The organism is Candidatus Thiodiazotropha sp. AKIB8 (assembly GCF_058244675.1).
Genome location: NZ_JBSYOO010000013.1, coordinates 1 through 21,017, shown reverse-complemented (window position 1 = coordinate 21,017; position 21,017 = coordinate 1). Strand labels below are relative to the sequence as shown.

The window sequence follows — 21,017 nt, the reverse complement described above, 5'->3', positions numbered from 1 at the left end:
CCCTAGGAGCTATAAAAAGTCGACACGTAGATTAACCCGTCGATTTTCTGCTCGACCATCAGCATTTGCATTGTCAGCGACGGGTTGAGAATCTGCATAGCTCACAGAACGCAGATGCTTTGGAGAGAACCCCTGCTCCAGTAAAAACCGGGTTACTGCATTGGCTCTGGCAGCGGCCAACTCCCAATTGGATTGAAATGGCCCGCCCAGGATTGGCCGATCATCCGTGTGTCCCTCAACGGCGATATCTGCTTCACCAATCTCCTGCAATATCATGGCGAGTTTGCCCAGTACAGGCTGTGCCTCAGGGAGCAGTTCCGCTTTTCCGGAATGGAACAGAATAACGTCTGCAATTTCCAAAGAGACACCCAACTCTCTCTGTACCACCTTCACTTCATCATCGAATCGACTCTCTACTGCAGCGGTAAGTCTTGAAACCGCTGAGTTGTCGGCCATGCTCTCTGTCAGATCCTCAGGTGGTATAACCTGAGTTTGCGGAGGTACTACTTGTGGTATGACTTGCGAAGATGGTGCAGCAATTCGATTCTCTTCCTCAATGGGTTGCAGTTGTCTTACCGCCATTTGACCAAGCAGAACAACCAGCATGGCCAGAATCACACTCAGCACATCGACATAGGTCAATAACCAGCTTGGATCATTATTATCATCCTCCCAGGTGTACCAGGAAATACTGTTCAAAGGACCATCACTGTTTTGGGAGACCATGAGACACCTCCCTATTGCGAAGCAACCAGTTTCAACTGAACCGCTGCCTGCTCGATATCCTGATTGGCACTGGCCTCATCCATCATCTCCCTGATCAGCTCAGAGTGTTGTTTGTCACACAGCATCATCACGGCCTGGAGATGTGCCACACGACGACTGATCAGTTGACGTCCACGTTGCTCAAACTTACTTGCCATCGGTTTGAACACCAGATTCGCCAGCACCAGACCATAAACGGTGGTCAACATGGCAAAGCCCATCGCTGCACCTATTGATGACAGATCACCTGAACCGAGACCGAACAACATCTGCACCAATCCAAGCAAAGTACCAAGCATTCCGAATGCCGGGGCATAACCACTCATTGCACGCAATATATCCGCTGGACGGCGCAGATGATCCCGATCTTCTGCAATCTGTCTCTGCAAAGCCAAACTGACTTGATCCCTTGGAAATCCATCCAGAACCAGCTGAGTTCCTCTACGCAACAAAGGTGCTGAAATCTCTTGAGTTACCGCTTCAGCCGGCCGAATTTCTCCGCGGCGGAAAAAGTTTGCCGCCCGTAAAAAGCTCCTGAAGGCCTCATCTTCCTCATCATTCTGGTCGACACTGGGCTTTTTAAAATCGCTGACCAGTTGCCACATGGCGATAACAGCCTTGAGCGAGTGACTCATGACAGTAGTCAGCAACGTCCCTCCAACTACGAGAATCAGCCCGGATATAATGGCAATAATCCCTGAACCAGGAGCCATCAGCTGAATAGTCACCGATAAAACAACAGAAATTGAAAGCAGTACGATCCAGATATAAGCAGCCAATGCAGCTCTCCCGGTAATTGTTTAGGTCATCTGAAAACATCTGCCACTTATAGGCAGATATTCATGACCTAAACATTGCAAAATATAGGCCAAGCCCTCTACTGATGAGCAATCCAGAGCCACCTCAGGCCACCAGCATAGAGAGATTAGTGTGATCGAATCCAACTATCCGATGTGAATCACAACGCGACTGAGTCAACTGTTAATTCACTTTGACCCTTACTGAGGTTAGTATCCTCCAAACACCTCATGGATAGAGTGGCTGCTTTCGATCTATTTCCAGGGCTATCACCTGGGTGTCAGAATCAGAAATGGAATCTATGAACATAACTTTTTTGGGATAACCTAATGAAGATAAAAACAGTCGTAATTATCTCATCGATATTAAGCAGTAGCTTAACGACGCTCTGTTCAGCATCAGATGTCAATATGAATCCAGGTCTATGGCAATGGACTGCTGTCATGGATATGCCTGGTATGCCGATGCAACTGCCACCCGCCACCTATACAACTTGCATCTCTCAAGCAGATTTTGTTCCCAAGGACAGTGAGCTGGGACAAAAATGTGAAACCATTGATCTGAAGACTGAGGGGGACACAGTCTCCTGGAATATCACCTGCTCTCAAGATGGAATGAATACCAACAGCCAAGGGCAAATCACCTATTCTGGTGACCAGGCTGAGGGCACCATCAATATCAACTCCCAAGGCATGCAAATGAGATCAAAGACCACCGGAAAAAGAGTTGGGCCCTGCAAGAAACAGGAATAACCGCTATCACTCCTCTATCGTTATTGGAGTCAACCAAGCGTATCCCAACTGCTTCATTTGACTCTCAACCCAGTGGGAACGCTCGGCAACATATGGGGTTGGTGGGTTAGCCTGGTAGCGCCATGGATTAGGCAATACTGCTGCCAGTCTTGCTGCTTGTTGTTCAGTCAGGCGATCTGCGGTGGTCTGAAACCAATATTCACTGGCCGCTCCAATACCAAACACCCCAGGCCCAAACTCCACAATATTCAGATAGACCTCTAGAATTCTCTGCTTGTCCCATAACAGTTCCAACATTAGAGCAAGAGCGACCTCCAGGGCTTTCCTAATCCAATCTCTTTGTGGCCAAAGAAACAGATTTTTAACTGTCTGCTGTGTGAGCGTGCTGGCACCACGCAGACGCTTACCCCTGTCGGCCTCCTCCAAAGCATCGACAATCGCTTCCATATCGAGCCCATGATGAAATGGAAAGCGCTGATCTTCTGAAGCTATAACCGCAAGTTGAACAGTGGGAGCAATTTGACTCAGGTTCAACCATCGATGGTGAATTTGCGCTGGGTATGCTGAGGGAGGGTTTAAATCTCTTTGTAATTTCCACGACCAGATAGGCGGATCAAAAAAGCGTAATAAGAGAATTACGCACACCATTAATAGCACCAATCCAAACAGGAGTTGAAACATCAAATAGAGGGCAGTATTGAAAACACCACGTTTCTGTTTTTTTCTGGATACCAATGTCGTTTTCTGGCTTTTAGATAAATATTCAGCGAGTCAGGCTTTTCAAAGCAGGTGCTTTCCATCAAATAGAGCAGTTGCAGCGCAATCCCCGCTCGATTTTCTCGCCCTGATAGGTGAAACGAACCGCACCGCAATGGCAGCTACCCTGGTAGTGCTCAGTCATTCTATTCTCCCTGTGAATTGATCACTAGTTTTTGAACAAGGTAAACAGAAAATGCCAGACTCTTGCATAAAAAGTTGATAAAAGCGCATCGTGCACAAACATACCCAGCAAGGCCATGATCAGCGTAAACCAGATTACAGATTCAAAAGGTAGCCAATAATCACCTTGAGAAAACAAACTGTTAATACCCAACCAAAGAATTAAGCCAGTAAGAAAACCAAGTATAGCGTTCAAAAAACCTAATGCTAAGCGATCCAGTAGTGAGGTATCTTTTTCTAATCTCATTATCCAATTCCGTGAAGCACTCTGAAAACTGTCACAGAGGTTACTTTTAGACAATTGATTCTACTACTTACTTGCAGCGGAAACCTATGAACAAGCCACAGACCGGCTCCTCACTTCCCTAAATATTCCACTTTGCATTATAAATTTCGCTTTAGTGCAATTCCACGCTTGCCACGCCTTTAATCCGCACAATACGACTGCCCTTGTTGAAACACGCCTTCGCAGGATGCCAATTTAGTGATTCATACAAATAACCCAGAATATATAGAGGAAATTGTGCCATTAGAATCTGGAACTATATAATATCCTCTACAGAGATTTTCAATATCTCATTGATAATAAGAACAATATTCTATTTCCCTACACCCCTTCCGTTAAAGAGTTTCCGTGACACTGCTATAAAGAAAATATTGGGTTTTTGTTAACAGCGGTAAAAAGAAAATGATTCCTCTACCGAGCGGACTAATTGTTGGCATTTCAAATATCAGGGCTCGTTATCATGCCTTGCGTCTCAACCGATATATAGATAATTCCACTGCACATCATGAGCTTTATGACCTGGTTGATATTGTGGCAAACCCTGTAGAGACTGAGGATCTACCCTACCACTATCATCCTAGAATTCGATTTACCGGCCACACCCTTTCTGAGTTATCCAATATAAGATCCTGGTCTGTTGACGACAGACATACCTTCAAGGAGTGGCTATCTCAAGATAATCAGGTGCAACTCATTGAACAGACCAGACATCGTATTTTCAGTGAAGAGTTACCTCTGATCGAGCAACATTTCAACCATCCTGACAACCTCTACAGTTTACTCAAAAGAAGACTAGAAGCCCTACCCATGGGGCGAGCTTCAATTGCGCAATGGCGTAACACGCTTCTGAATATGAAAAAGCAGGGCATTCGTGAAGAGGAGATCAAATGGTCTGGGTTACTTGCCTATTTATCTAAATGTGAAGAACAGCAAAGAACTTCGGCTACCAGGCGGGAACTACTGGCGGCAATCAATTTCTCAGCAATTCGTCTCTCTCTAACCAATGAATTAGCTACTGAGAAGAGTAACAAACTCGACTTTTTCGAAGTCCCTCAATCTCGCATTCATAATTCATTTCATTCTGAAAAAAAGATTGCACAGGCAGATGAAATTTGTGTCATTCGTTATGTAGAGCTTATGCACTACTATAAAGTTGGTTTCATAAAAAAGCTCAAGCTTAACCGAAACGAGAGCATCAAGGATCAATGGTTTGTACTCGATACTATTGGAAATCCTGTCAACAATAGCGTATCAAATAGACCGCGTTTCCAATCAAAACTGGAAGCCTTTGAGGCCGCAAGTCGACACGCCCTTCAGCATGTCGGAGTACCCGTTGAGTACTCACCCTGTCAGCGATATGAACACAAGACGCTCTGCGGCGGAGAGGATTATCGTGAGTGGCTGGTGACCCTACCCGACTACCCTATTTCACACTTCACCAGTCACTACAATGCACGTAATGTGCTACTACATTTTCGAACTAAAAAACGTACCGATACCCAGGGCAGAAAACTCCTGTTCATCGAGGAGATTCAAAGCGACTGGCATCAGTCAGGTGCAATGCATGGATATCAAAACCGCTGGCCCGGTTCTATTCCACCTGCTCCATTTAGAAAAGAGTGGATTGGTCTATCACTGAAGCTACTACTGCAAGAGGCTGCCACAAGCGAAGTTGATGGTATTGCATGGACTAGTAGTGATATTCAGGAGTCTCATTACTCAAAGCAGATGAAGCCCATCATGCGCCTCTACGATGAGGAGATACCCCGCTACCTTGAGCGTTTATGCAGGCCTTGGGGGGGAGTTATTGAAACCTGCCAAATATCGACCAAAGAGCCCCGTTTGCATATCAGCCGAGAGATGAATAAATGGTTTGTTACAGACACTCGAGGCGAATTTTCTACCCGCCCAAGATACTCCCAACAGGAAGCGATCAGAGTTATGGCCAGACATTGCAAGCAGGTTGTACTTGACGTGCCGGTGATATTTCTGGATCAGACGATGAAGAGACAGATAAAGAATAAGGGCTTTCCCATATTTGGTGAACAGTCAGACCACTGATGAGTAAGATTGATGTTATCCTATTCAATGACACATAATCATCGAATAGTGCTAGACTTTTTCTCTTAGGCATCTGACACGATGCCTTTGATAGAGACAGCAGCGTTACGACCAATTAAGGGATTAGTGTCAACAGGCCCTAGTGGGCCGTAAGGTAAATTCGGTAATTCTCAGTGGAAAGCTGACATCATTCTAATATGTCTATAAGCAGACTGATCAGAAATATAGCGAAGCCTATCCTTAAGTTGGATTCAAAACGATGGCAATGGTTTTCTAAACCATTTCAGAACAGATGGGTCTCTGGAGAAGCAGAGGATGCCACCACTGGCACAAATTCACTGCTTGCAGGGTATATTCCTGTTGCCTTGGTGACAGTAATTGGTGCCCTGATATCATACGGCCTGTTTATCCAGTCAATAAATTGGGAAAAGCAGCAGGTTGAGGTTGCTTTCAAGGAGGCCGCTCAAGACCGAATATTACTGATACAGCGGGAAATCAAGTTTTCATTAGGTATTGTTAGAGATATTGCCAGTTTTTTCGAAGCATCTGAATCCGTAGGTCGCAGAGAGTTCAGAAAGTTCGTCGGGCCTGCGCTAAAGAACCATGCCGGTATCAAGGCACTGGTATGGGCACCAAGGATAGATGCCAAATACTATAGCCAATTTCTCAGCTTTGCTCAGAAAAGCTTCCCCCCCTTTCAAATCAAAGAATATGATGCTGTCGGCCTTTTAACTGCTGATCATCCACAACGGGAAGTCTATTATCCCATCCTCTATGTGCAGCCTTATCAAGAAAACAAACAGATGCTGGGTTTGAATATTGATTCTGACACACAAGTACAATCCCTTTTTCAACGCTCGATCAGTGAGAATAAAACACAGATTGACACAAAAAAAATCTACAAGCCTCAAAAATCAGCTACGGGTATTACAATTGTTGTACCGGTTTTTTTAGATAGTGATTCGACACAAATAAGCAGTGAAATGAAAATCCCGCGTGGCTTTGCCCTGGGAATTTTTTTTCTTGGTGACATCGTCGAAAGAGCATTGGATAGCTTAAGGCCCGGATCAGTTGATATACATCTATACCGAGGTGATAAAGGGTCTGAGGGGACTCATCTCTATACCCATTTTTCTCGCATCAGAAACCAGGAACAGTCTGATGTGAGTGCTTATGAAAATCCGGGAATCTCCTATTCACAGAAAATAGAAGTCGAAAACATGACTTGGACCATCCTCTGTGAACCGGCATCGAACCGTTTTGAGATAGAGAACCCGATCAGTTGGGTTATCTTCTTTGGTGGTTTGGCTTTTACAGCCCTTCTCACGATCTACACCGCCAACCTGGTAGGTCGTACTAAGCAGATAAGCCTCAAAGTAGCGGAGAGAACTGCTCAGTTACGTTCACTCGTCGAAGAGCTCAACCTGGAAGTGATGGAAAGAAAATATGCCGAGACAGAGTTACAAACCCTGAATGAGACCCTTGAATATCATATCGCCTCCCGCACTGCTGAAGCTGAACGCAGAGCCGAGTATCTGGAACAATTCGCCTATGTAACCTCTCATGATCTGAAGGCACCTTTGAGAGCTGTGAGTAATCTTGCTGAATGGATCGAAGAGGATCTCGAGGATAAACTGGACTCTTCATCTAGAGAGCAACTGGCCCTGCTTCGTGACCGAGTCAGAAGAATGCATGATCTCATAGAGGGCTTATTGGAATATTCAAGAGTAGGCAAAACCTCAGATAATGTGACCCCGATTGACACCCGTGAACTGATCATGGAGATAACAGACTCACTCTCACCAGAAAAAGGATTCACAATTAAAATCAAAGGCGATATGCCGGTTCTTGTTGCAGACCGTCTGCAGCTGGGTCAAGTCTTCTCCAATTTGATCAGCAACAGCCTGAAGTACCATGGTGGTAAAAAGGGTAAAATTCACATCAGCAGCGAAAAGATTGGTGATTTCTATGAATTTACTGTGCGAGACAACGGTCAAGGCATAGCCCCAGAGTATCACGATAAAATTTTCAAAATGTTTCAGACATTGGAGTCTAGAGATTTTGGTACCAGCACCGGTATTGGCTTAGCACTGGTGAAAAAAATAGTTGTTGAGCATGGAGGTTCCATACGCGTAGAGTCCGCCATTAATGAAGGGGCCAGTTTCACATTCACTTGGCCTTTCAAAGGAACAGAAATCAAACCCAATATCCGTCGTAAATCAGGTGATGCCATATCTATTAAAGCGTCAAGCGAATAGTATACATTCAGGGCTTGAAACATATCTTGGTCAAGGCGTAGCTCATAGAGAATGGTTACGCCCTTCAGGTGGGCCACTCGGTAAATTCGGTAACCCTCGGCCACAACACCGGGCAAGGGTATGCTTGAAGCCCCTAACAATTTGATTATTATAAAGGCAGGCTCACTGTGGCTGAACGTAAACTATCTGGTCGCCGGGTTAATACTACTTAGAGTAGCAAGCTATGTTGAACAACAACGATTCAATTTTATTAGTTGAAGATGACCGGGTTGATATCATGACGGTACAACGCGTCCTACAGAAAAACAGAGTCTCAAATCCTTTGCATATCGCTCGTACCGGTCGAGAAGCACTGGATATGCTCCGCGGTGAAGCTGGCCAAACAAAAATCGCACCCGCACTTATTCTCCTCGACCTGAATCTGCCAAAAATGAGCGGCATCGAATTTTTACATAAGCTACGTAACGACTCAGGTCTTAAGACACAACGGATAATCGTCCTGACCTCTTCCAACGAGCCTAAAGATAGGGACGCGGCATTTGAATATGATGTTGATGACTATATCGTAAAGCCCCACTCTTTCAGTGAATTTGCCCGAGCAATTGCCACTGTGCTCTCACTTTGGGATTAGTTTCCGCAATTTATAGGATAATTGGCGAGATAAAAGCGCGCAGGAAGCTACCAGATAACGATCTATTGAGATGAAGAGAGATTGTTGCTTTTTCCCCGCGCAGGAACGCGGGAGCAATAAGATGGTGGGTTGTGCAGGGATCGAACCTGCGACCACCTGATTAAAAGTCAGATGCTCTACCGACTGAGCTAACAACCCGAAATTTCGAACGCGCAATACTACCCTAGAATCCCCTTCGAGTGAAGCCCAATTGCATAACAAAATCGACTTTATTCATAAACCTCCTATTCCATCAAATCGACCAGCACTCCTCTAGCCCTCATTTCCTCGGCTCTGGCCTGCACATAGCGTTGAAAATTGGGTTGCTCTAAATAGCTACCGCTCAGCACATACGTCATTGCTGCATGGGTGTGGAAGGTCCTTAAATAGGCTTCGGAGCGAAACACCTCCTGCCCTTGTTGATCGAAGAACAGTAGACTGGGCGCATATTGAATACCCAGGCTTGCTGCCCAATCTGTTGACTTAAGCTCCTCTCCAGCTGGCGTAACCACCGGTTCCGAGGACCAGATGTCCACCACTGCAACATCAAAGCCTTGCATGGTTCTGGTCAATTCCGGTTTACTGAGAACCTCCTGATGGAGCTCATCACAGGGGGGGCACTGCTTCATCTCCATCAGTACCAGTAAGGGCTTCTCATTTGCTCTGGCGCTCTGACGCAGATCAAGTGGCATCTTCAGATAATCGGGTTCTCGATGCAGCTTGCCACTGGCTACAGTTGGCTGATGAGCCTTGGCATAGTCTCTGTATGATTGCTTTCGCTCCTCCCTGCCGGAGACGTAGTCGAGGGCTGTCATGAATTTGTGGGGAGGATAGTAACCGTTTAGCCGCAATATACTTCTACCCTGCTCATCGAGAAAAATCAGTGTTGGGGTGTATCTCACCTTCAGTTTTTCAGCCAAGGCTTTTTCTGTGGTCTCATTTCCATTGATGCCAGTGACATCACGGTCACCCCACATGTTGATGGCAACCAGTTGAAAGCCCTCTCTGGTCTTATCTACAATCTCTTTAATAGAGAAGTTCTCATTCAGCAGTTTGGCACAATATGGGCAGCCATCCTGGTGGAAATAGAGGATTACCCTTTTACCCACCTCTGCCGCCTCTTCGATATCTTCACCAAGATCGAGAAAAGAGTTTTTGAACCATGCTGGCTTTTCATGGAAACCGGGGTTGACCAACCCCTTATCCAGTCCAGATGATTCATCGGCCCCATGCGAGGGCAATACCATCAATAACAGGGATATCAGTAGTACTGTTCTTGGCATGTTTGGCACTCAGAGAAATATTGAAGATTGGGGGAGGCAAGCTCTACTCTTGGCTCCTTACAGTTGAGACAACCCAAAACCCGTTAATCAGGTTTGAATACTGGGATATTAAAATAGTAGCAAACTTCAAAACCATCTCTATCACTCGCTGCACTATCTCCTGGTTTGAGGAGGAATTTTATTCATATTCAGTAGCTTAACCAGTGACATTTTTTTGTCTCTTTGACTGACCTGGAAAAAATCACCCGGTCAAAATAGCGACGCCATTTTGACACCATCGCGACCCAGACATCCTATCTTTTTGTTTTTACTTACTTTTTATATATTGGCACACAAATCGCATTAGTATCCGTGAGTTTCAGAAGTTTAAGTGAGCAATAAAAATGACTGGTATCTACAGCATACATCAAGACAGCTTAACTCCGGTAAATGGTCCGATCCTGGGTCGCTTGGCCGATGTCGTCAATGATGACGGCACACTTGGTCTGATCATGGAGCTCAGCGGTAAACTGCAGACCACCCTCGAGGTGGACACCCTCATTGAGTTGTTCGCACAAGTTCTGAGTGACCAGTCACTCTACGACAGCCTGCACTACTGCAGCCCTAAAGGTGAATTCGAACTTCAAACAGGCATAACTGAACAGCGCAATAAACTCAGTTATAACCTTAAGGTACTGGATACCGATCTTGGTGTGGTCAATGTCAGTCGCAAAAAGAGATATGAGAAGGGCGAAATCAGTCAGGTCGAGAACCTACTTGCCGCTCTACTCTATCCATTGCGAAATGCTCTGCTTTATCAAGCAGCTATTGAAAGCGCCTTTCTAGACTCCCTCACCGGGGTCAAGAATCGAACCGCTTTTGATTCAAATTTCAGCCGTGAAATCGAACTCAACCGACGTAAAGATTCAGGTCTGTCAGTGATCGTTATGGATATCGACTTTTTCAAACGTATCAATGACCAATATGGTCATGCAGTTGGCGACCTGGTTCTGAAACAGGTAGCAAAAACTGTCGAAGAGAGCATTAGAAGCAGTGACGCTCTCTATCGCTATGGTGGTGAAGAATTTGTGGTTGTACTCAATGGAACTGACCAGCTTGGCGCCAATCTTCTTGCGGAAAGGATCAGGGAAAACATTGAGAACTTAAGAATCGAATCTCTGAAAAAGCTACAAGTCACCCTGAGTTTGGGTGTCACCATGATGAGTAGTGGTGATACCACTGAGTCCCTGTTCAAACGTGCAGATAGTGCGCTCTACCAAGCCAAAAATCAGGGCCGTAACCAAGTGATTATGACAAACTGAACACTAACGACTCAGTCACTATTTGCGCCATAGTCACAGATTGATCTAAGTGTACATACATCACACTTGGGCCTGGTCTGACAAATCGATTTTGCGTGAATCACAATCAACGCATGGAACTCGTTAAAAAACCCTTCATCACCATTGAGCTCGCAGGTTGATTTTAGGTTTTGAATGGCCTTTTCGACATTATTCCATGCCGTATTCTGGGTAAGAACCGCTCCAACCATCACTTCAAAATCACTATCTGCAGGCCACCAGTGTTGAGGCCCATATTCAGCCAACAGTTGTTGAAACAAAGCCTCCAAAGAAGCCTTGAGTGAGTTCACTTCTAACGACCACCGCGGGGTTTGGAACGCTTACCCTTCCAGGGACTTGAATCAGACTTACCTGCTGGGCCAGAGTGGCTCTTTTTCTCTCTTGAAAGTTTTTCTCGTGGTGCCTTCTGCCGTGCTGTTTTCGGACGGGATGAGCGATGCTTAGCCGGTGCGCCTTTGTCCGCAACTTTTCTCCGGCTCGGTGTCAGCCCCGAAATAAGGACTAACTCTTTGATCTCAGAAGGATTCAGATTGCGCCAGCGCCCAATACTCAGAGCGCTCTCAAGTATTACGCTGCCATAGCGAACCCGCTTCAGACGGTTTACACGACAGCCAACCGCTTCCCACATTCGCCTCACCTCTCGCTGCCGTCCCTCCATGATGACAACGTGAAACCAGCGATTGATCCCCTCCCCACCGGATTCAACGATCTCTTCAAACCGGGCAGGACCATCATCCAGCTCAACACCGTGGGTCAATTGATAGAGTTGCTCTTCTGTGACTTCCCCCATCACCCTGACGGCATACTCCCGCTCAACCTGCCGGCTCGGATGCATCAACTGATTGGCAAGTTCCCCGTCGGTGGTCAGCAGCAGCAACCCTGAGGTATTGATATCCAACCGGCCAACTGGAATCCAGCGACCATGTTCCAGTCTCGGCAGTCGCTCGAAGACTGTGCGGCGTCCCTCAGGATCATTCCGGGTCACCAGTTCCCCTTCAGGTTTGTTATAGACCAACACCTCTCTTTGGGGGGTCTCAAGTCTGCGTTTGGCGACCGGTTTGCCATCAACCCGGATGCTATCTTCAGGTAGTACCCTCACGCCGAGTGTGGCGATCTCACCATTAACCTCAACACGCCCCTCAACGATCCACCCCTCAATCTGCCGACGGGAACCCATACCTGCATTAGCCAATACTTTTTGCAGTCGAACACCTACAGGCTCTCTACCTTTATTCATCAATTTCAGACTTCAATGTGGATACCCCGGTATCGGATGCTTCCACCATTTCGGCTTCTGTCTCCGGTATCTCTTCGGAAATCATTTCCTCAGACATCGTGGTAGATTGTTGCAGTTCCTCCTCTTGAGGAATGGTCTCTTCATCCAATAGAGGGGAAACCTCTGGGTCTTCGTCTTCTAAGGCACTATCTGTACTCTCTTTCAGCTCACTCTCGATATCGGCTTCAGCCACTCGTTCCGTCTCTTGATCCTGCGGAGAATCCTCGGAGTGACCATCTTCCACAGGATGAACGCTCTGTTCTGACTGTTCAGAATCGTCATCCATCTCACTGTTATCTGCGTCCTGTTGGGATTGAGCTGACTGCTCTTCATCCAACTTATCCGGATCCTGCAATTCCAGTTCCCGGTTGATTGAGTCGAGATCACGAATTTCAGCCAGAGTCGGTAACTCATTGAGACTTTTTAAATTGAAATAGTCGAGAAACTCTTTGGTGCTGGCGTAGAGCGCCGGTTTTCCAGGCACATCCCGGTGACCAACCACACGTACCCACTCTCTTTCTGTGAGTGTCTTAATGATATTGGTACTGACAGAAACCCCTCTGATATCCTCAATCTCACCCCGTGTTATTGGTTGGCGATAGGCAATCAATGCCAGGGTTTCCAACAGGGCTCGGGAATATTTAGGTGGCCGTTCAACCCAAAGTTTGGATACCCAGGGAGAAAATTCAGAACGAACCTGTATTCGGAAGCCACTTCCCACCTCCGTAACTTCGATACCCCGGCCCTGGTACTCCTCCTCCAACTCAGCCATGATCTCGCGCAGCTGCTTCTTTTCCGGTTGCTCATGCTCAGGAAACAGGGAGATAATCTCATCCAGGCTCAAGGGTTTGCCGGCGGCCAGAAGCGCTGCCTCAACAATCTGTTTCAATTTGTTGTTATCGGTCATTTCAAGAAACCTTCGCTTTAGGGCCTGTTAACACTAATTCAATCGACGCTGCTGGGCGGAAAAATAGCCGCAGCCCTTCGGGTTACGCCTGAAAAAGCGCCACTCGTTGTTGTTCGTCGCTTATTTGGAATAACCAAACTGTGCTCCTCACGCCTAGATTGGCGCTTTTTCAGACGCAACAGCGTCGATTGAATTAGTGTTAACAGGCCCTAACATGAATGGCGGCAAAGGCCTCTGCCTGCACCAATTCGATGAGCGATGCTTTAATCAATTCCAAAACTGCCAGGAAGGTAACCACTACTCCCAAGCGGCCCTCCACAATATCAAACAATTCGGTGAAGCTGACAAACTGCTCGCCATCGATCCGCTCTAACACATGAGACATCTTCTCGCGAACAGAAAGCGGCTCCTTCTCAACCCGGTGACTGGTGAACATATCAGCGCGATGCAGAACATCCGACAGTGCAGACATTATCTCACGCAAGGAGACATCAGGCTCCTGGGCCTCAACATGACGATCAACCAATTCAGCATGCGCTTGAAAGGTGTCCCTGGTCATGTGTTCCAATCCATCCAGATCCTCTGCAGCCTGCTTATAGCGCTCATACTCCTGTAGTCGCCGGATCAGTTCTGCTCTGGGATCTTCAACATCCTCCTCTTCACTCACCGTTCGCGGCAACAACATGCGGGATTTGATCTCGGCCAACATAGCGGCCATCACCAGATACTCCGCAGCCAATTCAAGCCGTAGCTCATTCATCATTTCGATGTAACTGACGTATTGTTGGGTGATTTCCAGAATCGGTATATCGAGAATATCGAGATTCTGACGTCTGATCAGATAGAGCAACAGATCCAGAGGCCCCTCAAAAGCATCGAGAAAAACCTCAAGTGCATCGGGAGGGATATAGAGATCAGTTGGCGGTGTCGCCAAAGGCTCACCCATCACCACAGCAAAAGGCATCTCCTCCTGCTCAGGGTGGTGATGAGGATGGTTTTCAGTAGGTTCCATGGCGGGGCATTATATGTTTTTGATTCCTCTAAATCCGAGCCTGCTATCTCAGACTCTGCAATGACATGACCTGTCGAACTTCCCGCATCGTCTCCTGGGCCACTGACCTGGCCTTTTCGGAGCCTTGTTCAATAATACCCTTCACCAGCTCAGGTTGGGCCTCAAATTCTGCCGCCCGTGCCTGAATTGGTTTAAGTTCATCCAAAACCGATTCGATAACAGGTGCCTTACACTCAAGACAACCAATGCCTGCAGTCGTACAACCCTGCTGAACCCACTGACGGGTCCCCTCATCAGAATAGACCAGATGAAACTGCCACACCGGGCACTTTTCCGGATCTCCATGATCTGTGCGGCGTACCCGCTGGGTATCTGTAGGCATACGTTTTAGTCTATTTTCAACTTCAGCTGGATCATCACGCAGCGCCAGGGTGTTGGCATAGGATTTCGACATCTTCTGTCCATCCAGCCCGGGCATCTTTGAGGCCTTGGTCAAAAGAGGCTGAGGTTCAGCCAGAATCACCCGTCCGCTCCCCTCAAGATAGCCCATCAGGCGTTCTCGTTCTTCTGCATTGATGTTCTGCTGAGCAGCCAGCAGTTCCTGCCCTTTCAGCAGTGCCTCACCATCCCCCTGCTCTTGATAGGCTCTCTTTAACTGGTCGAACTGTTTTGCCGCCTTCTTGCCCATCTTCTTGCGCGCAGCTTCAGCCTGGGCTTCGAAATCAGGGCCACGACCATAGATATGGTTGAAGCGTCGAGCAACTTCTCGCGTAAGCTCAACATGGGCCACCTGATCCTCTCCGACCGGCACCTGAGAAGCACGATAGATAAGGATGTCTGCAGATTGCAGCAAGGGGTAGCCGAGAAAGCCGTAGGTGGCCAGATCCTTCTCTTTCAACTTCTCCTGCTGATCTTTGTAGCTGGGTACCCGCTCAAGCCAACCCAGGGGGGTGATCATTGAGAGTAACAGGTGCAATTCCGCATGCTCTGGCACCATGGACTGAATAAAAAGGGTTGCAGACTCACTGTCCACCCCGGCTGCCAGCCAGTCGATCACCATATCCCAAATACTGCCCGGAATCACACTTGGGTCATCATAGTGGGTTGTCAATGCATGCCAGTCAGCGACGAAAAAATAGCACTCATATTGATCTTGCAATGCCAGCCAGTTCTTAAGAACCCCATGATAATGTCCAAGATGCAGTCGTCCGGTTGGACGCATACCAGATAGCACTCGGTTTGCACTTAGTGGCTGATTCAAAACTAGCTCCTTACGGGACTGAGAATGACAGGAATAAGCTGATTAACAATGTCACTTGCAGGCAGAATCTTGATCGTCAAACCGACCAATGGCCAGAGTACAAACCCAAGAATGCCGGTGACAAGTAATACCAATACGATGACAAGCCCATAAGACTCGAGACGAGAAAAGATCTGGGCCTGTTTTGCCGGTAGTAGAGAGAATAGTACCCGTCCTCCATCCAGAGGGGGAATTGGCATCAGATTCAGCACCATCAATACGGCATTGATCAAGACCCCAGCCACTGCCATCAATACCAGAGGCACGCCCAACCACTCGAAATGCTGTAGAGACAGGGCACCGGCGTAGACCAATATTGCCCAGATCACTGCCATCAACAGATTCGCAGCTGGTCCTGCCAGAGCCACCAGCCCCATATCCCGCTTTGGATTATTGAGATTATTCCAGTTGACAGGAACCGGCTTAGCCCAGCCGAACATAAAACCGGTAAGCAGATAGGCGCCAAGAGGAACCAAAATAGTGCCCACGAGATCGATGTGTTTTATTGGATTGAGGGTCACCCTTCCCAACATCTCAGCGGTTTTATCCCCCAGACGTTTGGCCATCCACCCATGAGCTGCTTCATGCACAGTGATTGCGAATATCATCGGCAATACAAAAATTGCCAGCTTTTGAATGAGACTGAGACCTTCCATCGGAAAATTATACCTCGAACAGAGAAGTGTCGCCTTTTCCTGCACGGACGACCTCAGGCTGATGGTCTGACATAACCACCACCGTGGTAGGCTCTAAACCACAATAACCCCCATCTATGATCAGATCCACGTGATGATCCAATAGGTCCCGCATCTCATAGGGATCGGTAAGGGGCATCTCATCTCCCGGCATGATCAGGGTAGTACTCATGATCGGTTCCCCTAGCTCCTGCAGCAATGCACTGACGATCTCATTGTCGGGAACACGTATACCGATCGTCTTGCGTTTAGGATGCATTAGACGTCTGGGTACCTGTTTGGTTGCCTTATGAATGAAGGTATAAGGGCCAGGGGTAAGGTTCTTCAGCAGTCGGTAATCCTGGTTATCGATCTTGGCATAGTTGGAAATTTCGGTCAGATCCCGGCATACCAGGGTAAAGTTGTGTGAATCGTCGACTTTACGAATACGCCGAATACGCTCCATAGCGCTTTTGTCACCGATATGGCAACCGAGGGCATAACTCGAATCGGTAGGATAGATCACCAGGCCGCCATCACGAATGATAGCCACCGATTGTTTAATCAAACGGGACTGGGGATTATCCGGATGTATCTGAAAAAACTGCGCCATACTAAGATCCAGCCTAAGCCAACTCGCATTGACGATCAGTCTGTTGAGGCAGATTCCAGTGACTCCAGATGGGCTGACAACTATCGGGCAGCTTTGGCAAACGACCCAGCTCCAGCCAGGGCGTCTCCGGAGAGTGGAAATCTGATCCGGCAGAAGCCTTCAAACCAAAATCTTTGGCGTGTTTAGCCATGGTGAAGTAATCATCCCGGCTATGGCTGCCAGACACGACTTCAAGAGCGTCTCCTTTTAACTCCACGAAGTCCCTGAATAGTCTGCGTAATTTAGAGCGGGTCATTCTGTAGCGTGCGGGATGAGCGATCACCGCCTCGCCACCTGCCGAGTGTATCCAATTGACAGCCTCTTCCAAAGAGGCCCAATCCCCGCTCACATGACCAGGTTTTCCATTCACCAGATAGCGTTTAAAAACCTTTCGCTCGTCATCCACCACACCACTTTTAACCAGAAAACGTGCAAAATGTGTACGGCCAATTAAATTACCTTCAGCAAATCCAGAAGCACCTTCATAAGCCCCATGGATACCCGCCTTTTCAAGCTTCTCTGCAATCTCTCGCGCCCGCCACTCCCGAAATGCTCTCAGGCGGCCAAGCCCTTCACTCAGCAGAGGACTCTCTGGATCTACATTCAGCCCTACCACATGTACAGTTTGTTGATTCCAGGTGACTGAGACTTCCACGCCTGGAATCAGTATCAAGCCACAGGTCTGAGCAGTCCGGTAGGCCTCATCTATGCCTGCAGTGGTGTCATGATCGGTCAATGCCAATACTTTGACCCCAGCCTCCGCTGCACGCAGCACCAGCTCTCGGGGCGGAAGTGTCCCGTCCGAAGCTGTGGAGTGGCTATGTAGGTCGTATAAGCAGAACATGGGGGCGGATTGTACCCATTGTCCTGCCTCACGGATAGAGAAATCATTAATCTGTAACCTTCTCTTATTTCCTGATGCTATGGGTAAGAAAAAATTCAAATTGCAGATATTGATCACAACAACTGACAGACGCTCTTAGAACAGCCTGATACAATTGGCGCCATGCTATTTCACAATCTTACTCTTGATACAATCAACAGCCGTTTCGAAGAGATTGCAGCCACTGTTATCAACAGTGGCCGAACCAGTATCCGTGTCGATCCGGAACGTTCTCCTGCAGCACTTCGGGATGCCATGCATCGCCTGGTTGAAATCCTGCAACTTGTCGATAAACAATCGAAAAGTGGTGATAACGACCCCCTCTCAAGTGATGAATTGAATGAACTAGGGGATTATGGCATCAATCTGCTGATGGACTTTTCTGCCCTGGCAACTGATCTCAAACTAACCGAAGTGAGTCATGAATTTGAGGATCTCTCCCTACCCCTGGCACTTTGGCTGGGACGCCATCTGGGACAGATCAGGACAATCGAACCAATAGTCAATGCATTGGCACGGCTTGCCAACACCTATAGCGAAACAGCCGAACTTGAGCAGCTCTATGAGGTGGCGCAAGAACTTCTGCAGGCCATAGCCCCTGAACTTAAAACCGGCAAAAGCGGAAGTACCTCATCAGAACCATGGCGTATTTTATTGATTAACCAGGCAATTATTGCCACCCGCAGCCACCAACCAGGACTGATCGATAGCGCCTATGAAACACTCACAAGATACATACCTGATGAGGCACCCAATTTTTTTAAGGAAGGAATGACCCAGATGGATGCCCTTAATTACCCGCAACAGGTACGAGAAGTCGTTGAAAAGTATTACAATCTCTGGCGCTTACCCAGAACATTGCATTAATAATCAATTTGAGATCGCATCAAAGCTGCTCACACATCAGGTTTAACCACAGATTCCAATATGAAATTTCTCGTAGACTTCTTTCCCGTCATCCTGTTTTTTATTGCCTATAAGCTGTATGGCATCTATATCGCCACAGGGGTCGCTATCGCCTCGTCGGTAATCCAGGTCGGCTATGGTTGGTTTCGTAAGGGCCATGTTGAGAAAATGCATCTGATCACCCTCGCTATATTGGTGGTGTTCGGAGGATTAACCATCCTATTGCAGGATCGCACCTTTATCATGTGGAAGCCGTCAGTGATCAACTGGCTATTTGGACTTGTCTTCCTGGGCAGTCTGTTTATTGGTAAAAAACCTATAGTTCAGCGCATGATGGAGAGTGCTATCGATGTACCCACACCCATCTGGAAACGGCTCAATCTATTCTGGGGACTCTTTTTCATCATCTTGGGATTCCTGAATCTCTACGTGGCAAGTGACTTCTTCGCCGCTGAGCAGTTACTCATCGATACCACCGGCTTGCAACAAATCGACTTCGATAATTGTCACACTCAGTTTCAGGGGAATGAACTGGAGATGTGTCATACTGCCCACGCCCTGGAAGAGAGCTGGGTCAATTTCAAACTGTTTGGCATGATGGGGCTGACACTGGGCTTCGTTATTCTGCAAGCCTTCTATCTTGCCCGCCATCTGCGCGAACCTGAACTAAAAGCTGAGGAGAAGTGAGTGCTGTACGCCATCATCGCTGAAGATCGTGAAGACAGTCTTGAGCAGCGCCTGAAAATACGTCCGGATCATGTGCAGCGGCTACAGCTGCTACAAAGCGAGGGGAGACTCCTTCTGGCCGGTCCCCACCCGGCGATTGATGCAGAAGATCCCGGTCCTGCAGGTTTTTCAGGCAGCCTGATCGTGGCGGAGTTTGACACCCTCGAAAGCGCTAAAATGTGGGCCGATGAGGATCCTTATATAAAAGCGGGTGTCTATGCACGGGTCATAGTTAAACCCTTCAAAAAAGTACTGCCGTAAACGTTACGGAATAAATAGTTAATAATCACCACAAGGTAAGATCAAAGATGAAAAAACAGATAATTCTGGCTACACTCTGCAGCGCTGGACTGGTTGTAGGTTGTAACCAACCTTCTGAGACTGAGCCGACTGCAGTCGCTGCAGCGGAATCACAACGTTCTGCCACGCTGCCAGCGAAAACAGAAGCCGGTTCTGCCGATATGGATCTAAACACCCTGCTGACGGTGAACGGTAAGCCTGTGACCAGAGCCATGTACAGCCTCTACTTCCAGGACAGGATGCGTGGTGTTCCCGATGCGAAGACCTCACCTGAGATGCAAATGGGCGTACTCAATGAGTTAGCCAATATCCTGATCGTGTCACAAGAGGCTGAAAAGTCCGGTTTGCTGGAGCGTGAAGATGTCGCCGCTTCTCTCGAACTTCTGAAAGCGAAACTGCTGACACAGGTTGCCATACAGGAGCATGCCAATAATAAAAAACCATCCGATGAAGAGATTCAGAAAGTCTATGATGCTGACTTTGCCAACCAATCCAATACTGAATACAAAGCCAGACACATCCTGGTAAAAGAGGAAGATGAGGCAAAATCACTGATTAAGAAGTTGGATGGAGGCGGTGATTTCGCCGAGTTGGCCAAAGAGCACTCCACAGGCCCTACTGGTAAAAACGGTGGCGATCTGGGATGGTTTGATGCGGGACAGATGGTTAAGCCATTTGGCGATGCGCTGGCCTCCATGGAGAAGGGTAAATATTCAGCAGCCCCGGTTAAGACCGATTTTGGCTGGCATGTAATTCTGTTGGAGGATAGCCGTCAGAGTGAAGCACCTACCCTGGAGAGTGTACGCGGTAAAATTACGACTGCACTACAGCAAAAATCCCTCACCGACTATATGCAGGGACTGCGTGATTCCAGTGAATTGGTATTCAATGAGAAAAATGCGCAGCCTGCCCCTGAAGCCAGCAAGGGCGAGCCTGAAGCACCTGCTCAGCAGGCAGCCGAGTCAGCGGCAGATGCGCCAGCTGCTGAGCCTGCTAGTGCTGATACTGAAGAGAAAAAGGAAGGCAGTGAGTAATTTTGATGTCAGGTCTCACTCCTGCTCAAAGAGGGGTGTTGTTTAAGCAAGCTGCGAAAATCCGCAGATAGGTTTTGAGTGCATTACTGTAGCCTGGATGAAGCGCAGCGGAATCCGGGGAAAGGTGCAGGTTATCCTGGGTTTGCTGCAGTCCGGTTTAGTGGTTTGGATGACTCTGTATGGGTTTTGGTGGGG

General features: G+C 47.7%; 21 protein-coding genes, 1 tRNA gene and 1 pseudogene. 9 read left to right on the top strand and 14 right to left on the bottom strand.

The window, feature by feature from the left end; genetic code table 11:
- Positions 1–9: 9 nt before the first annotated feature.
- Positions 10–726, bottom strand: a complete 717-nt coding sequence (locus AC4IFB_RS02205; protein ID WP_490775075.1) for an OmpA/MotB family protein — start codon at positions 724–726, stop codon at positions 10–12.
- An 11-nt stretch (positions 727–737) separates the two neighbouring features.
- Positions 738–1,544, bottom strand: a complete 807-nt coding sequence (locus tag AC4IFB_RS02200) for a motility protein A (RefSeq protein WP_490775074.1) — start codon at positions 1,542–1,544, stop codon at positions 738–740.
- Positions 1,545–1,892: 348 nt separating this feature from the next.
- Here AC4IFB_RS02200 and AC4IFB_RS02195 point away from each other — a divergent pair, with 348 nt between their 5' ends.
- Positions 1,893–2,315 carry a DUF3617 domain-containing protein gene (locus tag AC4IFB_RS02195; protein ID WP_490775073.1) on the top strand — a complete coding sequence of 141 codons (423 nt, stop codon included), beginning with the start codon at positions 1,893–1,895 and terminating at the stop codon, positions 2,313–2,315.
- 6 nt (positions 2,316–2,321) lie between these two features.
- Here AC4IFB_RS02195 and mtgA read toward each other — a convergent pair whose 3' ends face one another.
- Positions 2,322–3,050: a monofunctional biosynthetic peptidoglycan transglycosylase gene (gene mtgA / locus AC4IFB_RS02190; RefSeq protein WP_490779250.1), complete on the bottom strand. Its 729-nt coding sequence runs from the start codon at positions 3,048–3,050 to the stop codon at positions 2,322–2,324.
- 190 nt (positions 3,051–3,240) lie between these two features.
- The gene (locus tag AC4IFB_RS02185; protein ID WP_490779249.1) at positions 3,241–3,501 is read right to left on the bottom strand and encodes a hypothetical protein; all 261 of its coding nucleotides are present in this window, start codon (positions 3,499–3,501) and stop codon (positions 3,241–3,243) included.
- A 441-nt stretch (positions 3,502–3,942) separates the two neighbouring features.
- On the opposite strand from AC4IFB_RS02185, the gene AC4IFB_RS02180 reads away from it, so the two are divergent.
- From AC4IFB_RS02180 to AC4IFB_RS02170, 3 genes are all read left to right on the top strand, one after another.
- The gene (locus AC4IFB_RS02180; RefSeq protein ID WP_490779248.1) at positions 3,943–5,601 is read left to right on the top strand and encodes a hypothetical protein; all 1,659 of its coding nucleotides are present in this window, start codon (positions 3,943–3,945) and stop codon (positions 5,599–5,601) included.
- Positions 5,602–5,798: 197 nt separating this feature from the next.
- Positions 5,799–7,859, top strand: coding sequence for an ATP-binding protein (locus AC4IFB_RS02175; RefSeq protein WP_490779247.1), 2,061 nt, complete (start codon positions 5,799–5,801; stop codon positions 7,857–7,859).
- Between the two features lie 223 nt (positions 7,860–8,082).
- Positions 8,083–8,490: a response regulator gene (locus AC4IFB_RS02170; protein WP_490775068.1), complete on the top strand. Its 408-nt coding sequence runs from the start codon at positions 8,083–8,085 to the stop codon at positions 8,488–8,490.
- A gap of 122 nt (positions 8,491–8,612) precedes the next feature.
- Here the strand turns inward: AC4IFB_RS02170 and AC4IFB_RS02165 are convergent.
- Positions 8,613–8,688 (bottom strand) — tRNA-Lys (locus tag AC4IFB_RS02165).
- An 86-nt stretch (positions 8,689–8,774) separates the two neighbouring features.
- Positions 8,775–9,812: a thioredoxin family protein gene (locus AC4IFB_RS02160; RefSeq protein ID WP_490779246.1), complete on the bottom strand. Its 1,038-nt coding sequence runs from the start codon at positions 9,810–9,812 to the stop codon at positions 8,775–8,777.
- Between the two features lie 383 nt (positions 9,813–10,195).
- On the opposite strand from AC4IFB_RS02160, the gene AC4IFB_RS02155 reads away from it, so the two are divergent.
- Positions 10,196–11,113: a GGDEF domain-containing protein gene (locus tag AC4IFB_RS02155; protein WP_490779245.1), complete on the top strand. Its 918-nt coding sequence runs from the start codon at positions 10,196–10,198 to the stop codon at positions 11,111–11,113.
- A 158-nt stretch (positions 11,114–11,271) separates the two neighbouring features.
- Here AC4IFB_RS02155 and AC4IFB_RS02150 read toward each other — a convergent pair.
- The 8 genes and pseudogenes from AC4IFB_RS02150 to AC4IFB_RS02115 form a co-directional block, all read right to left on the bottom strand.
- Positions 11,272–11,421 (bottom strand): annotated as a pseudogene (locus AC4IFB_RS02150) (endonuclease); the annotation flags it as partial.
- 23 nt (positions 11,422–11,444) lie between these two features.
- Complete coding sequence (rluB, locus tag AC4IFB_RS02145; RefSeq protein ID WP_490775065.1) at positions 11,445–12,389, bottom strand: 23S rRNA pseudouridine(2605) synthase RluB; 945 nt, start codon at positions 12,387–12,389, stop codon at positions 11,445–11,447.
- On the bottom strand, positions 12,382–13,335 hold the full coding sequence (gene scpB / locus AC4IFB_RS02140; RefSeq protein WP_490779244.1) for an SMC-Scp complex subunit ScpB: 954 nt from the start codon (positions 13,333–13,335) through the stop codon (positions 12,382–12,384). The genes rluB and scpB overlap by 8 nt, the downstream gene beginning before the upstream one ends.
- Before the next feature lie 199 nt (positions 13,336–13,534).
- Positions 13,535–14,347: a segregation and condensation protein A gene (locus tag AC4IFB_RS02135; protein ID WP_490775063.1), complete on the bottom strand. Its 813-nt coding sequence runs from the start codon at positions 14,345–14,347 to the stop codon at positions 13,535–13,537.
- 43 nt (positions 14,348–14,390) lie between these two features.
- Positions 14,391–15,608 carry a tryptophan--tRNA ligase gene (locus AC4IFB_RS02130; protein WP_490779243.1) on the bottom strand — a complete coding sequence of 406 codons (1,218 nt, stop codon included), beginning with the start codon at positions 15,606–15,608 and terminating at the stop codon, positions 14,391–14,393.
- Between the two features lie 2 nt (positions 15,609–15,610).
- The gene (locus AC4IFB_RS02125) at positions 15,611–16,303 is read right to left on the bottom strand and encodes a site-2 protease family protein (RefSeq protein ID WP_490775061.1); all 693 of its coding nucleotides are present in this window, start codon (positions 16,301–16,303) and stop codon (positions 15,611–15,613) included.
- Between the two features lie 7 nt (positions 16,304–16,310).
- Entirely contained in the window at positions 16,311–16,934 is a 624-nt protein-coding gene (locus tag AC4IFB_RS02120) for an L-threonylcarbamoyladenylate synthase (RefSeq protein ID WP_490779242.1), read from the bottom strand.
- 13 nt (positions 16,935–16,947) lie between these two features.
- Positions 16,948–17,817 carry a PHP domain-containing protein gene (locus tag AC4IFB_RS02115; RefSeq protein WP_490779241.1) on the bottom strand — a complete coding sequence of 290 codons (870 nt, stop codon included), beginning with the start codon at positions 17,815–17,817 and terminating at the stop codon, positions 16,948–16,950.
- Positions 17,818–17,979: 162 nt separating this feature from the next.
- On the opposite strand from AC4IFB_RS02115, the gene AC4IFB_RS02110 reads away from it, so the two are divergent.
- Genes AC4IFB_RS02110 through AC4IFB_RS02095 form a run of 4 tightly spaced genes read left to right on the top strand, consistent with a single transcriptional unit; the run spans position 17,980 to position 20,822 of the window.
- A complete protein-coding gene (locus tag AC4IFB_RS02110; protein WP_490779240.1) occupies positions 17,980–18,723 on the top strand; it encodes a hypothetical protein in 744 nt (247 codons plus the stop codon).
- Positions 18,724–18,783: 60 nt separating this feature from the next.
- The gene (locus tag AC4IFB_RS02105) at positions 18,784–19,449 is read left to right on the top strand and encodes a septation protein A (RefSeq protein WP_490775057.1); all 666 of its coding nucleotides are present in this window, start codon (positions 18,784–18,786) and stop codon (positions 19,447–19,449) included.
- A complete protein-coding gene (locus AC4IFB_RS02100) occupies positions 19,450–19,749 on the top strand; it encodes a YciI family protein (protein ID WP_490775056.1) in 300 nt (99 codons plus the stop codon). It abuts the gene before it with no gap.
- A gap of 47 nt (positions 19,750–19,796) precedes the next feature.
- Entirely contained in the window at positions 19,797–20,822 is a 1,026-nt protein-coding gene (locus AC4IFB_RS02095; RefSeq protein ID WP_490779239.1) for a peptidylprolyl isomerase, read from the top strand.
- Positions 20,823–21,017 lie beyond the last annotated feature (195 nt).

Excerpts from the sequence above, each read along its gene's own strand:
- AC4IFB_RS02205 (WP_490775075.1), bottom strand. The coding sequence starts at position 726 with ATGGTCTCCCAAAACAGTGATGGTCCTTTGAACAGTATTTCCTGGTAC.
- AC4IFB_RS02195 (WP_490775073.1), top strand. The coding sequence starts at position 1,893 with ATGAAGATAAAAACAGTCGTAATTATCTCATCGATATTAAGCAGTAGC.
- AC4IFB_RS02185 (WP_490779249.1), bottom strand. The coding sequence starts at position 3,501 with ATGAGATTAGAAAAAGATACCTCACTACTGGATCGCTTAGCATTAGGT.
- AC4IFB_RS02180 (WP_490779248.1), top strand. The coding sequence starts at position 3,943 with ATGATTCCTCTACCGAGCGGACTAATTGTTGGCATTTCAAATATCAGG.
- AC4IFB_RS02175 (WP_490779247.1), top strand. The coding sequence starts at position 5,799 with ATGTCTATAAGCAGACTGATCAGAAATATAGCGAAGCCTATCCTTAAG.
- AC4IFB_RS02170 (WP_490775068.1), top strand. The coding sequence starts at position 8,083 with ATGTTGAACAACAACGATTCAATTTTATTAGTTGAAGATGACCGGGTT.
- AC4IFB_RS02160 (WP_490779246.1), bottom strand. The coding sequence starts at position 9,812 with ATGCCAAGAACAGTACTACTGATATCCCTGTTATTGATGGTATTGCCC.
- AC4IFB_RS02155 (WP_490779245.1), top strand. The coding sequence starts at position 10,196 with ATGACTGGTATCTACAGCATACATCAAGACAGCTTAACTCCGGTAAAT.
- rluB (WP_490775065.1), bottom strand. The coding sequence starts at position 12,389 with ATGAATAAAGGTAGAGAGCCTGTAGGTGTTCGACTGCAAAAAGTATTG.
- scpB (WP_490779244.1), bottom strand. The coding sequence starts at position 13,335 with ATGACCGATAACAACAAATTGAAACAGATTGTTGAGGCAGCGCTTCTG.
- AC4IFB_RS02135 (WP_490775063.1), bottom strand. The coding sequence starts at position 14,347 with ATGGAACCTACTGAAAACCATCCTCATCACCACCCTGAGCAGGAGGAG.
- AC4IFB_RS02125 (WP_490775061.1), bottom strand. The coding sequence starts at position 16,303 with ATGGAAGGTCTCAGTCTCATTCAAAAGCTGGCAATTTTTGTATTGCCG.
- AC4IFB_RS02120 (WP_490779242.1), bottom strand. The coding sequence starts at position 16,934 with ATGGCGCAGTTTTTTCAGATACATCCGGATAATCCCCAGTCCCGTTTG.
- AC4IFB_RS02115 (WP_490779241.1), bottom strand. The coding sequence starts at position 17,817 with ATGTTCTGCTTATACGACCTACATAGCCACTCCACAGCTTCGGACGGG.
- AC4IFB_RS02110 (WP_490779240.1), top strand. The coding sequence starts at position 17,980 with ATGCTATTTCACAATCTTACTCTTGATACAATCAACAGCCGTTTCGAA.
- AC4IFB_RS02105 (WP_490775057.1), top strand. The coding sequence starts at position 18,784 with ATGAAATTTCTCGTAGACTTCTTTCCCGTCATCCTGTTTTTTATTGCC.
- AC4IFB_RS02095 (WP_490779239.1), top strand. The coding sequence starts at position 19,797 with ATGAAAAAACAGATAATTCTGGCTACACTCTGCAGCGCTGGACTGGTT.